This is a genomic window from Brenneria alni (assembly GCF_003666245.1).
Lineage (GTDB): Bacteria > Pseudomonadota > Gammaproteobacteria > Enterobacterales > Enterobacteriaceae > Brenneria > Brenneria alni.
The window spans coordinates 1-13,321 of record NZ_MJLZ01000025.1; the positions used below are offsets into that span (position 1 = coordinate 1).

Here is a 13,321-nt window from a genome sequence, read left to right on the forward strand (position 1 = left end):
AATTAATTGACTTAATATGGTTAATCTCAGTGATTCAAACTGTTTCATTACAATGATTTTACTTTTTCTATTAAATTGCGGACAAAAAATTTTACGCGGTTTTATTGCCGATTATGTGATGTAGCAAAGTGGTTCTACCCATCATAAAACCATACTATTATAGGGATTATTACTTTTGTATTGATGTAAAAGCCTTATGCAAAGGTTACGAGAATCATACCGGATACAAGCCTACTAATAATGCGAACGCAAGTGAGAAAAAAATGTCGAATAAACCCTTTTATTACCAAGATCCTTTTCCACTAAGCAAGGATGACACCGAGTATCGCCTTCTCAGCAGTGACTTTGTTTCTGTTACGCAATTTGAAGGCCAGGACATCCTGAAAATCGAACCGGAAGCGCTTACTCTTCTCGCCCAGCAAGCCTTCCATGATGCTTCTTTTATGCTTCGTCCCGCTCATCAGCAACAAGTTGCCGATATTATTCACGACCCGGAGGCCAGTGAAAACGACAAATATGTCGCCCTGCAATTTCTACGCAACTCTGAAATTGCCGCCAAAGGTATCCTGCCCACCTGTCAGGATACGGGTACTGCTATTATTGTCGGTAAGAAAGGGCAACGGGTCTGGACCGGCGCAAATGATGCTGAAGCGCTGTCCCGCGGCGTTTATAATACTTTCACCGAAGACAACCTGCGCTATTCACAGAATGCCCCGCTGGATATGTACAAAGAGGTAAATACCGGCACCAACCTGCCTGCACAAATTGATCTCTACAGTACCGAGGGTGAAGACTATAAATTCCTGTTCGTCAGCAAAGGTGGCGGTTCAGCCAATAAAACCTATCTGTATCAGGAAACCAAAGCATTATTAACGCCGGAAAAACTGAAAAGTTTCTTGATCGAGAAAATGCGCTCTCTGGGTACGGCCGCCTGCCCACCATACCATATTGCCTTTGTAATAGGGGGTACGTCCGCCGAAACCACGCTCAAGACCGTTAAGCTGGCATCAACCAAATATTATGACGAGCTGCCGACCGAGGGCAATGCACATGGTCAGGCGTTCCGTGATATTGCACTTGAGCAGGAAATACTGGAGGCCACCCATGAATTAGGTTTGGGCGCACAATTCGGCGGTAAATATTTCGCCCACGACGTGCGCATAATCCGCCTGCCGCGTCATGGCGCATCCTGTCCGGTGGGTATGGGCGTATCCTGTTCGGCTGACCGTAATATCAAGGGGAAAATCAACCGTCAGGGGATATGGCTGGAACAGCTTGAACACAACCCGGGTAAATATATTCCTGAACATCTACGTGAAGCAGGTGAAGGCGAAGCGGTCAAAATTGACCTCAACCGCCCAATGTCAGATATTTTAAAAGAACTGTCTCAATATCCGGTTTCCACTCGTCTTTCCCTCACCGGTACTATCATCGTTGGTCGTGATATTGCTCACGCCAAAATGAAAGAGCGGCTGGATAACGGTGAAGGCCTGCCGCAATACATCAAAGACCACCCGATTTACTACGCAGGCCCGGCGAAAACGCCCGCAGGTTATGCCTCTGGATCTTTAGGCCCGACAACAGCCGGACGCATGGACTCCTATGTTGATTTACTGCAAGCCAACGGCGGCAGCATGATCATGCTGGCAAAAGGCAACCGCAGCCAGCAGGTAACTGATGCCTGCCATAAACACGGCGGCTTCTATCTTGGCAGTATTGGTGGCCCGGCGGCGATTCTGGCGCAAAACAGTATCAAGAGCCTGACCTGCGTGGAATACCCGGAGCTGGGGATGGAAGCAATCTGGAAAATTGAAGTGGAAGACTTCCCAGCCTTTATTCTGGTTGATGATAAAGGTAATGACTTCTACCAGATGATCCAGACCGCCAAATGCACACAGTGTGCTTAACCGCCCGCAGCGGATGTTAACCCCTTGTTATCATGTCAATACCCCGGCAACCATGCCGGGGTATTTTTATCTTATCCTCAGCTGTATAAAACTGCGCTTTATGACGCTGCTGGCAAGAAAAACATAACAACCCGCTCCAACCTACTCATGTAAGCCGGTACAAGAAGACATAAATAACTAAGAGCCGATAATATTGCCCCTTTGCCATATTATCAGATAAAAATCAGCTTGCTCTACGTTCCGCTACCTGGCGATAAACTACCAGGTCTTCAATCGTCAGGACTGGCATAGCATGTTGTTTGGCAAAGGCGATCACTTCCGGCGCATGTGCCATAGAACCATCATCGTTGGTCAGTTCACACAGCACGCCAGCAGGCTTCAAACCAGCCAGCCGGGCTAAATCAACCGACGCTTCGGTATGACCGCCGCGAACTAATACACCGCCCGGTTGAGCACGCAACGGGAAAACGTGTCCAGGGTGGTTCAAATCACTCGGTTTAGCATCATCTGCAATTGCCGCACGGATCGTGGTGATGCGGTCTGCGGCTGAAACACCCGTGGTGACTCCTTTTGCCGCTTCGATAGTGACAGTGAACGCCGTCTGATAATGGCTGGAGTTATGCTCTACCATCATCGGTAATTCCAATTGTTGGCGACGCTCTTCCGTCAGGCACAGGCAAACAATGCCGCTGCCGTGGCGGATCGTCAGTGCCATTTGTTCTACGGTCATATTTTCAGCCGCAAAAATTATGTCACCTTCGTTTTCTCGATCTTCATCATCCAACACCAATACACCACGTCCTTGACGTAATGCATCAATTGCACGTTCCACACGTTCAGCCGGATTGCCGAATTCAGAAAGTAATGTCTGATTCATGGTAAAAAAACCTCAATGTTATTATGGATTACCAGAATCAGGGCGAACTTGAGGAGTAACCATTACCACTGGTTGCATAGTAATGACTAACAAAATAACGCGAGCGGGCATCACACCCGGCAGATACCGTTACTCTCTCCCATCCGGACTCTAACCGTCGGCTCCGGGATCACACCGGATCTGCTGACCTCATGCTGGAAAACCAAACCATTCTGGCTGGAAAACCAAACAATGAGCGCTCGCGGGCTTCCAATACATATACGCAGTATATGACTGGTTTACCGCCGGTGGGGAATTACACCCCGCCCTGAGAATAAGCGAATTTACTATAGCGCCAATAAAGTGGCAGGGCAATTGATTAGCCAAGGGAAATGTGACATGACAACGCTGAATAACTGCAATGTAATGGTGAGTTTTAGTTTATCCAACACTCAACTAGCATTACACTTACCAATGTGATCATCCTACATAACATAATCAGGAAAGCGCCATGATTGACCCGAAAAAGATTGAGCAGATCGCCCGTCAGGTGCATGAGTCCATGCCAAAAGGTATCCGGGAATTGGGCGATGATGTAGAGAAGAAAATCCGTCAGGTATTACAGGCACAATTCAGTCGGCTTGATTTGGTAAACCGCGAAGAGTTCGACGTCCAGACACAGGTATTGCTCCGCACCCGTGAGAAAATCGCACGTCTGGAACAACGTTTGACTGAGCTGGAAGCACAATTCCCTGTCGCTGAGAAACCCGCTGTCACGCCAGATAACGAATAGCAGCGCCACCCGATAATCGATGCCTCCAACTGGGGGCGTTGAATCAATCAGAGATGAATTCAGCTTTCCTCTGCGGCAGAAAAACCCAAAACAATGCCAGCATGGTTAACGCATAAAGTGATTTCCAACCGATCATCAGCAACAGTGCGCAGCAGAGCAGGCTGCCTATCATTGCCATTACTCTGGCCCGTCCTTTCAGCAAGCGCCACCCCGCCAACATGCACAGCAAATAGATTAAAACAAAAATTCCGTTGGCATACATGATCAACAGATCCAGCGGTAATACCAGCCAGTAAATTAATAAGCAACTCATCAGACAGCATACAACAACGACTGACAGCGCATTGACCGGCGCTCGTCCAGCAGAAAGTTTAGCCAACGCACTGCCTGAGGGCGCCTGCGACCACACCAGTCGGGCAAACCCCTGCGTATAGATGTTCACACCGGCAAAGCAGGCCAGATACCCTACAATACAGGCGATCCACAATGCATTCTCACCGAATAACTGCACGACAATCCTCGGCAATGAGGCGGTGGCCACCCACTCTTCGCCATAGGCATGAAAGTGCAAAACCGCGACGGTACATCCCCAGTAAACCGCACCGGCCACCAACATGCCGATCAGTAATGCCCGTGGGAAATCGCGCTCAGGCACACGAAATTCCGTCGCCATATGGGCAAAGGCCTCCAGACCGACAAAACACCAGAACATCACCGCCAGCGCACTAAAGGTATTCGACCAGGATAGCTCGCTAACTGACGGCCAGGGGATATGAGTCGGCGTAATATCACCCTGCCACCAGATGGCAACCACCAAGCCTACAACCAGCATGGCGATAATGATTTGAATATTGGCGCTGGAGCCTGCACTACGCAGCCCCAGCAGCCAGATTGCGCCAAGCGTCAGTATTTGCACCAGCAACAATCCCAGCTCACTCCAGCCAAACGCTGCCTGCCAGAAACCGGCTGAAATCTGTAACGCTGCGGGCAAACCCAATGGGATCACTGAAAGAAACAGCCCCCCGGAGACACGGGCCAGACGAGGGCCAAAGGCCATGTTGACAAAATGGGCGGCACCACCCGCGTTCGGAAAATGTTGCCCCAACGCCGCAAACCCGATCGCAATAGGGAAAACCAAAAGAATCAACAGCGGCCAGGCCCACAGACTATCCTGCTGCGCGATCTGCGCAATCAGTGCCGGCACCGCAAAGACACCGGTTCCCAGTAACGAGGTCGAAAGCAGCCCAACGCCCTGTATAAGCCCCAGATCCTGTTTTAATCCTTTTGCTTCACTCATGGTCACTCACTTACTGTCTCAATTTTTTCTATAACCATATAAAATTGATGAAAACCAACAAAAAAGCCTCCAGGAGCGGAGGCTTTCACAATGACCAATCAGTCGAGCTATCAGCTATTGGCTTTTAGTACATCCCGGATACGCGCTTTATAGGATTCGACTTTCTGAGGCGTCATCAACCTGCGTTCATCGTCCAGAACAACACCACCAACATCATCAGCAATACGCTGCGCCGACTGTAGCATCAGCTTAAAGTTCTGGTTGGCATCACCATAAGAAGGCACCATCATAAACATGGAAACGCCGGGAGTAGAGAACTCTGACATCTCATCCGGGTTAAATGAACCCGGCTTAACCATATTAGCCAGGCTGAATAGCACCGGGCCGGCTCCGGCCGGGTTGACATGACGATGGAAAATATTCATTTCTCCGAACTGGAACCCGGACTGCAAAACGCTTTGCAGTAGCAGCTCACCACCGATGACTCCACCATGATGCGCAGCGACATGCAGCACCAAAACAGCTTCTTTTGGTTGTTCATTTTGAACAGGCTCCGCCGGAGGAGACTGAGACTCAGCAGCGGTTGATTCCATTTCCTCATGCGAATTATCCGCAGCAGAGAAATCGTCGGAGAATGCAGAGCGTTGCCGTGACGGCATTTCCAGCTTCGGTTCAACAACCCTGGGGCGACCATCCCCATGAATCTGAGAACGCGGGGAATCAACCGGCGTGGCTTCATCCAACAGCGGATCATAAGTAGATTCAGGCTGAACAGACGTATTCTCAAACGGCGATTTGGTTTTGGGTCGAGTCTCTTCTCTTTCGTTATAACTACCAAGCGAAGGCTCATTTTGCGCACGGCCACTACTTTTTACGCGAACCTCACCTACGCCTTCATCAAGGTCTTCAAGCGGAGTGTCATCACGCTCTTTTTTCAAACGTTTAACCGGGCGATCACGAAAAAGGGACGAACGCTCTTTACGGCTAGTCCACAAGCCGTGCAGTAACAGCGCTATTATAGCGATCGCGCCAACAACGATTAATATCAGACGCAAGTCCTGCATCATTGCTATCCCAATTGTTCCAATACATTGCCACCACGGCAAATACTTATATACCACTAACTCTATTTGCCTACGTACACAAGTGCAAGTCTGCACGATACATTATGACAATAAAGATAGATACAACGCATTTTTTTGCTGTTTTTTCATCCAAATGCAGACTGGTCAGTTTAAAATCATCCCTATATGATGCAATCACGAATATATGACAGAGAACAATGCCTCCATGTCTTACTCAAAACAGGCGCTTAAGCCGCACAGCGGCGTACACTATTTTCTTGAGGGATGGCGGCTGATTTCGCTGCCCGGTATCCGGCATTTCGTCATCCTGCCCCTGCTGGTGAATATTTTACTGATGGGCGGCGCTTTCTGGTGGTTATTCACCCGTCTTGGCGATTGGATACCACAACTCATGAGCCACATTCCGACATGGCTCCAGTGGCTTAGTTACCTCATCTGGCCAATCGCCGTGCTGTCTGTCCTGTTAGTTTTCGGCTATCTGTTCAGCACTCTCGCCAATTTTATTGCAGCCCCCTTTAATGGCCTGCTGGCTGAACAGTTGGAAGCACGCTTAACCGGCCAGCCATTGCCTGACAGCGGCATCATGGGTCTTGTTAAAGATGTTCCCCGCATCATGAAACGTGAGATGCAGAAACTGGCCTATTACCTGCCACGTGCCGTTTTTCTGCTTTTGCTCTACTTCATACCGGGTATCGGACAAATCGTGGCGCCCGTGCTTTGGTTCCTGTTCAGTGCCTGGATGCTGGCCATTCAATACTGCGACTATCCTTTCGATAATCACAAGGTCAGCTTTCCCATCATGCGCCAGGCGTTGCGGCAACATAAGACGATCAACATGCAGTTTGGCGGTCTGATCAGTCTGTTTACGCTGATTCCTTTTCTGAATCTGGTCATTATGCCCGTCGCGGTTTGTGGCGCTACCGCACTGTGGGTTGAACGCTATCGCCCCCTTTCCGCTACGCAGCCAAAACAGCAGTGAGAGCTGGCGCGCATTGACCAATGCTTTCTATTGTAATGAAAAGATATTTCTTAAGAACATAACGATATAGCAATTCTTTACTTCACTGGAAGGTGTGAACGAGTATTCTCTCTATGTTCGCAAAAATTTCATACAGTTATAAGGACAGGCTATGAGCAAGATCTACGAAGACAATTCTTTTACAATCGGCCATACGCCGCTGGTTCGTCTGAACCGTATCGGCAACGGACGCATTCTGGCTAAGGTCGAATCTCGCAATCCCAGTTTTAGCGTTAAATGCCGTATCGGTTCAAACCTTATTTGGGATGCGGAAAAGCGCGGAGTGTTGAAGGAAGGTATCGAACTGGTTGAGCCAACCAGCGGAAATACCGGTATCGCGTTAGCCTATGTGGCTGCCGCTCGTGGTTATAAGCTGACGCTGACCATGCCGGAAACCATGAGTATTGAACGCCGTAAACTTCTGAAAGCGCTGGGGGCAAAACTGGTGCTGACCGAAGGAGCAAAAGGCATGAAGGGCGCCATTGCCAAGGCCGAAGAGATTGTCGCCAGCGATCCTGAACGCTTTTTGCTGCTACAGCAGTTTAGTAACCCCGCCAACCCGGAGATTCACGAAAAAACCACCGGGCCGGAAATCTGGGAAGATACCGACGGCAAAGTTGACGTATTTATCTCAGGTGTAGGCACGGGCGGCACCCTGACCGGTGTTAGCCGTTACATTAAAAATACCAAAGGCAAAGCGATTACCAGCGTGGCGGTAGAACCGGCAGACTCACCGGTTATCAGCCAGGCGTTGGCAGGTGAAGAGCTGAAACCCGGCCCTCACAAAATTCAGGGGATTGGTGCTGGCTTCATTCCGGGTAACCTCGACCTCAAGCTGATCGATCGGGTAGAAAAGATCACTAACGAAGAAGCCATCAGCACAGCGCGTCGTTTAATGGAAGAAGAAGGCATTTTAGCTGGGATCTCTTCAGGCGCCGCCGTTGCAGCCGCGCTTAACCTGCTAAAAGAAAAAGAATTTGAAGACAAAACCATCGTTGTTATCCTGCCATCGTCTGGTGAGCGCTACCTGAGTACGGCGCTCTTTGCAGACCTCTTTACCGAGCAGGAACTGCAACAATAAATTTATCCTCCAATTCAGAACCGTAAGTAACCAAAATGTTAAAAAAGCACCTGTTCAGGTGCTTTTTTTGCCCCTTTTCTGTGGCATAGATCAAACTTTCCAGCAGATATGGATTGCTTTTCTGTTCCAGGTCTAGTATTTAACCGAACAATTATTTTGATGCGTGAAATTAATAGCCACCCCAAAATATTACTGACTTCTGAATCGATTTAACCGGCATAAAGATGGTTGTATCATCGTTTTGCTTGTCGGGTTCAAATAATGATTCGGGAATCGGATGATGTTTGGTGGTATTTTATTCAGGAAATACTTTCCGACGTTTCCTTGCCGCATCCCGGCCAGCCCCTGTAACATAATCAGGTGCTAACCACACAGACTAGAGTTCAGTGAAATATACTAAACTTTAGTTCCACAACATCAATCTAATCCATAAGTTGGGGAAAACAGAATGTTCCAGCAAGAAGTAACTATTACAGCACCGAATGGCCTACACACTCGCCCTGCCGCTCAGTTTGTCAAGGAAGCCAAAGGCTTTACTTCCGAAATCACCGTGACGTCCAACGGTAAAAGCGCCAGTGCAAAGAGTCTGTTTAAGTTACAGACACTCGGTTTAACACAGGGTACTGTGGTTACTATCGCTGCCGAAGGTGAAGACGAACAAAAAGCTGTAGGACATCTGGTTAAACTGATGGCAGAGCTTGAGTAACTGACAGGCAAGCCTTTTTAGTGAACATCAGAATCGAGTAAGGTAGGGTTATGATTTCAGGCATATTAGTATCACCGGGTATCGCTTTTGGTAAGGCGCTTTTACTGAAAGAAGATGAAATAGTTATCAACCGGAAAAAAATCTCTGCTGATCAGGTAGAGCAGGAAGTTGAACGTTTTCTAACTGGTCGGACCAAAGCATCTAAGCAGCTGGAAGCTATCAAGAACAAAGCGGGTGAAACGCTGGGCGCAGAGAAAGAAGCCATCTTTGAAGGCCACATCATGTTGCTGGAAGATGAAGAGTTCGAACAGGAAATCATAACCCTGATTAAAGATGAACATGCTTCCGCTGATGCCGCCGCCTTTTCAGTGATTGAAACTCAGGCGAAAGCTCTGGAAGAGCTTGACGATGAATATCTGAAAGAACGCGCTGCGGACATGCGAGATATCGGCAAGCGTCTGCTGAAAAACATTCTTGGTATGACCATTGTCGATCTGGGCGATATCAAAGATGAAGTGATTCTGGTCGCGACTGACCTGACCCCGTCTGAAACCGCACAGCTTAATCTGGACAAAGTCCTGGGTTTTATTACCGATCTCGGCGGTCGGACTTCCCATACTTCCATCATGGCCCGCTCGTTGGAATTACCCGCGATTGTCGGCACAACGAACGTCACCAAGCAGGTTAAAAACGGCGATTATCTGATTCTGGATGCCGTTAATAACAAAATCTATCAGAATCCTTCTGCTGAAGTTATCGATGAATTAAAAGCTGTTCAGCAACAATACAATTCTGAAAAGTATGAACTCGCCAAACTGAAAGATCTGCCTGCTGTCACGCTGGACGGCCATCAGGTGGAAGTTTGTGCCAATATCGGCACCGTGCGTGATGTTGCCGGTGCTGAACGTAATGGCGCTGAAGGCGTTGGTCTGTACCGTACTGAATTCCTGTTTATGGATAGAGACTCTCTGCCGACCGAGGAAGAACAGTTCCAGGCTTATAAAGCCGTTGCCGAGGCTATTGGCGCTCAGGCGGTGATTATCCGCACTATGGATATCGGCGGCGATAAAGATCTCCCTTACATGAACCTGCCAAAAGAAGAGAATCCTTTTCTGGGCTGGCGTGCGATCCGCATCTGTCTGGATCGCAAAGAAATCCTTCACGCACAGTTGCGCGCCATCCTACGTGCTTCCAGTTTCGGTAAACTGCGCATTATGTTCCCCATGATCATCTCAGTTGAAGAGGTTCGTGAACTGAGAGCTGAACTGGAGATGTTGAAAGCGCAACTGAGGGAAGAAGGTAAAGCCTTTGATGAGTCCATCGAGGTGGGGGTGATGGTTGAAACGCCAGCGGCGGCGACCATTGCTCATCATTTGGCAAAGGAAGTTGACTTCTTTAGTATTGGGACTAATGACTTAACCCAGTATACTCTGGCAGTTGATCGTGGTAATGAGCTGATTTCTCATCTCTATAACCCGATGTCCCCAGCAGTATTGACCCTGATTAAACAGGTGATTGACGCATCCCATGCCGAAGGTAAATGGACCGGGATGTGTGGTGAGCTAGCTGGCGACGAACATGCTACACTACTGTTATTGGGAATGGGTCTGGACGAATTCAGCATGAGTGCAATCTCTATCCCGAGCATCAAAAAAATTATCCGTAATGCGAATTACGAAGATGCGAAGGCGCTGGCGGAACAGGCACTGTCCCAACCGACAGCACAAGAGTTGCGCAATTTGGTGAGCCGATTCATTAAAGAAAAAACGCTCTGCTGATTCCGCTAATGCTGGCCCAATATTAATGCTTAGGAGAAGATCATGGGTTTGTTCGATAAATTGAAATCTCTGGTTTCTGATGACAAAAAAGACACTGGCAGCATCGAAATCATTGCCCCGCTGTCCGGCGAAATCGTCAATATTGAAGATGTTCCAGATGTCGTATTTGCTGAAAAGATCGTGGGTGACGGTATTGCCATTAAACCTACGGGTAACAAAATCGTCGCTCCGGTAGATGGCACTATTGGTAAAATTTTTGAAACTAACCATGCTTTTTCTATCGAGTCTGATAGCGGTATTGAGTTATTCGTTCACTTTGGCATCGATACCGTTGAGCTGAAAGGCGAGGGTTTCAAGCGTATAGCTGAAGAAGGCCAACGTGTTAAGAAAGGCGATCTCATTATTGAGTTCGATTTGGCTGTATTGGAAGAAAAAGCCAAGTCTACGCTAACGCCTGTGGTTATCTCCAATATGGATGAAATCAAAGAAATGGTTAAGCTCAGTGGCACCGTGGTTGTCGGTGAAACGCCGGTTATCCGTATTAAGAAATAAGTCACATCGTCATCGATTGTTTGAAAACGGCGCCTCGAGGCGCCGTTTCAGACTGCTGACAAAGTCCGATATTAGGACAGCGCCCCTCGGCGCGATAAGCCCGGGTATCTCGATCTCACCGCTATGGGTTTGTCATCAACCTCCGTTTTTGTTTTCTGCTTTTTACTTAATCGTTATTTCCCCAGCGGGGAAGGCACAGGCAAATAATCAACCCGCCCTGCGCCCCATTCTCTGCTTCAATGCGCCCACCATGCGCTTGCACCACTTTACGAGCAATAGCCAATCCTAACCCATAGCCTTTACCAGAAAGCGGTGATTCGATACGGATAAAGGGATCAAAAATGCTGGATAGTTTACTTTTCTCTACCCCCGGCCCTTGATCGACCACGCGTATCGTCCACTCATGCTCATTCCCAATCAGCGAAACACAAACCTGTTGAGCGTGTGAGGAAAACCGCAGGGCATTACGAATGATATTATCAATTGCCCTGCGCATCAGTTCAGCATTTCCTTTAACCGTGTGATCAATACTTTCATCCGCCTGCAACAGAATTTCAATACCGGGAACCTGCGCCTCATAACGCGCATCATTGACCACCGCCGTTACCAGCCCCAACAAATCAAAATATTCTTCGTCAACGCCGGAGTCTTGTGTGCGTGATAATGCCAGCAGTTCGCCAATCATCTTGTCCATACGAGCCGCTTCACGCTCTATCCGCAACAGCGAGCTTTCCGTATTGTCGGTATTCTGACGCGCCAACCCGATTGCCAACTGCAAGCGGGCCAGAGGAGAACGTAATTCGTGAGAAACATCATGCAGCAGTTGTTCTCTGGTACTGACCAATATATCCAGTCGTTCGACCATCGAGTCAAAGTCACGTGCGACTTCACTGATTTCATCATGGCGTTTGCGCATCACCGGCAATAACCGCACCGCAAGATCGCCCTGTGCTACTCGCCCAAAACCGCCACGTAGTTGATTAAGTGGCCGCGTCAGGTTCCATGCCAATAGCCAACTGAAAAGCAACCCCCCCAAACCGCCAATCCAAAACAGAGGAGCAGGTATGTTGAGAATTTCCGGCGGCCTGCGGGGATGAAACTCATTACTCAACTGATTTACATCATAGCGGAGCTGATACCACTCGCCCTGTGGCCCGCTAACCTGCTTTACTCTATTGCCCAGAGCAAACTTGGGAACAGGCTCCGCCTGATGGGCTATTTCCTGATCTGATAACGGCTGTGTTGACGTCGTTACCGATATATAGTGCCGTTCTTTTTCCGGCCACTGCGCCATCACGCGGTTCAACGCAGCTAATCCTCCCTGTTGCAACACCGCCGCGGCAGTCGTTGTCTGCATGGTTGCAATGCGTATAACAATATCCTCTTCCAGTGGTTTTTGCCGCTCGCCATACAAAGAAAATGCCAGCCATAGCAGTTGCGAAATGACGATAAACGTCAGCCAGAACCCCAGTAATATTTTCCAGAACAGCCGCCCGCGTATCATCATTAACGAATCCGGTATCCCACGCTGCGCACCGTTTCAATGATCATGTCATTGCCATCCAACGCACTGAGTTTCTGGCGAATATTACTGATGTGTACATCCACGCTGCGATCGTACGCCTCACGCTGGCGTCCGAGGCATGTTTCCGATAGCTCATCTTTTGATACGACCCGTTCTGGACTCCGTAGCAGTAATTCCAATAAATTAAACTCGGAGGCGGTCAGATCAAACGCCTGTCCTCGCCACTCGCTACTGCGAGTCGCCGGATTAAGAACCAGATCGCCGCATGAGGCGATGCTCTCATCCCGTTTTTTACTTGGCTGATCGTCATAACGGCGAAGAACCGCCCTTAGCCTTGCCACCAATTCACGCGGGTAACAGGGCTTCGGCATATAGTCATCAGCCCCCATCTCCAACCCGATGACACGATCAATGTTGTCACCTTTTGCCGTGAGCATAATCACAGGCAGTTGCTGGTTTTTTCTTATCTGACGCAAGACATCAATACCGCTCATGTCCGGCAACATGATATCCAGAATAATCGCGGTATATTCTCCTGACATCGCACCATCGATTCCCTCTTTGCCGGTCAGTACTCTTGATGTCGCAAATCCCTCAGCATTGAGATATTCGCAAAGCATATTTCCCAGTTCTACATCATCATCGACCAGTAAAATTTTCATATCCTGTCCCCATTCGCGGCTGTATGGCGCATTCTCAGGCTTGACGTTAATTTTCGCAGCC

12 protein-coding genes and 1 riboswitch are annotated in these 13,321 nt (G+C 48.7%); of the genes, 7 read left to right on the top strand and 5 right to left on the bottom strand.

The features are described 5' to 3' along the window. Nucleotides 1–263: 263 nt before the first annotated feature. Nucleotides 264–1,907, top strand: coding sequence for a class I fumarate hydratase FumA (gene fumA / locus BIY29_RS11950; protein ID WP_121575349.1), 1,644 nt, complete (start codon nucleotides 264–266; stop codon nucleotides 1,905–1,907). A 223-nt stretch (nucleotides 1,908–2,130) separates the two neighbouring features. Here the strand turns inward: fumA and ribB are convergent, their stop codons facing one another. Then, nucleotides 2,131–2,784, bottom strand: coding sequence for a 3,4-dihydroxy-2-butanone-4-phosphate synthase (gene ribB, locus BIY29_RS11955; protein WP_121575350.1), 654 nt, complete (start codon nucleotides 2,782–2,784; stop codon nucleotides 2,131–2,133). Nucleotides 2,785–2,911: 127 nt separating this feature from the next. Then, nucleotides 2,912–3,103, bottom strand: a riboswitch (FMN riboswitch). A 171-nt stretch (nucleotides 3,104–3,274) separates the two neighbouring features. Between ribB and ubiK the strand changes: the two genes are divergently transcribed. Further along, nucleotides 3,275–3,556 (top strand): ubiquinone biosynthesis accessory factor UbiK, encoded by a 282-nt coding sequence (gene ubiK / locus BIY29_RS11960; RefSeq protein WP_121575351.1) that lies wholly within the window; start codon nucleotides 3,275–3,277, stop codon nucleotides 3,554–3,556. A gap of 43 nt (nucleotides 3,557–3,599) precedes the next feature. On the opposite strand, the gene yjeH is transcribed toward ubiK, so the two are convergent. Both yjeH and zipA read right to left on the bottom strand, forming a co-directional pair. Beyond that, a complete protein-coding gene (yjeH, locus tag BIY29_RS11965; RefSeq protein ID WP_121575352.1) occupies nucleotides 3,600–4,853 on the bottom strand; it encodes an L-methionine/branched-chain amino acid transporter in 1,254 nt (417 codons plus the stop codon). 110 nt (nucleotides 4,854–4,963) lie between these two features. After that, the gene (zipA, locus tag BIY29_RS11970) at nucleotides 4,964–5,920 is read right to left on the bottom strand and encodes a cell division protein ZipA (protein ID WP_205680333.1); all 957 of its coding nucleotides are present in this window, start codon (nucleotides 5,918–5,920) and stop codon (nucleotides 4,964–4,966) included. 223 nt (nucleotides 5,921–6,143) lie between these two features. On the opposite strand from zipA, the gene cysZ reads away from it, so the two are divergent. The 5 genes from cysZ to crr all read left to right on the top strand — a co-directional run bounded on the left by cysZ (nucleotide 6,144) and on the right by crr (nucleotide 11,073). Next, nucleotides 6,144–6,917: a sulfate transporter CysZ gene (cysZ, locus tag BIY29_RS11975; RefSeq protein WP_121575353.1), complete on the top strand. Its 774-nt coding sequence runs from the start codon at nucleotides 6,144–6,146 to the stop codon at nucleotides 6,915–6,917. 151 nt (nucleotides 6,918–7,068) lie between these two features. Next, entirely contained in the window at nucleotides 7,069–8,037 is a 969-nt protein-coding gene (cysK, locus tag BIY29_RS11980; protein WP_121575354.1) for a cysteine synthase A, read from the top strand. A 448-nt stretch (nucleotides 8,038–8,485) separates the two neighbouring features. Then, nucleotides 8,486–8,743 (top strand): phosphocarrier protein Hpr, encoded by a 258-nt coding sequence (gene ptsH, locus BIY29_RS11985; RefSeq protein ID WP_121575355.1) that lies wholly within the window; start codon nucleotides 8,486–8,488, stop codon nucleotides 8,741–8,743. A gap of 50 nt (nucleotides 8,744–8,793) precedes the next feature. Then, complete coding sequence (gene ptsI / locus BIY29_RS11990; protein ID WP_121575356.1) at nucleotides 8,794–10,521, top strand: phosphoenolpyruvate-protein phosphotransferase PtsI; 1,728 nt, start codon at nucleotides 8,794–8,796, stop codon at nucleotides 10,519–10,521. A 42-nt stretch (nucleotides 10,522–10,563) separates the two neighbouring features. Further along, nucleotides 10,564–11,073, top strand: a complete 510-nt coding sequence (gene crr, locus BIY29_RS11995; protein ID WP_121575357.1) for a PTS glucose transporter subunit IIA — start codon at nucleotides 10,564–10,566, stop codon at nucleotides 11,071–11,073. A gap of 166 nt (nucleotides 11,074–11,239) precedes the next feature. On the opposite strand, the gene BIY29_RS12000 is transcribed toward crr, so the two are convergent. Beyond that, a complete protein-coding gene (locus BIY29_RS12000) occupies nucleotides 11,240–12,580 on the bottom strand; it encodes an ATP-binding protein (protein ID WP_121575358.1) in 1,341 nt (446 codons plus the stop codon). Then, nucleotides 12,580–13,260 (bottom strand): response regulator transcription factor, encoded by a 681-nt coding sequence (locus tag BIY29_RS12005; protein ID WP_121575359.1) that lies wholly within the window; start codon nucleotides 13,258–13,260, stop codon nucleotides 12,580–12,582. Before BIY29_RS12005 ends, BIY29_RS12000 begins: the two co-directional genes overlap by 1 nt. Nucleotides 13,261–13,321: the final 61 nt, after the last annotated feature.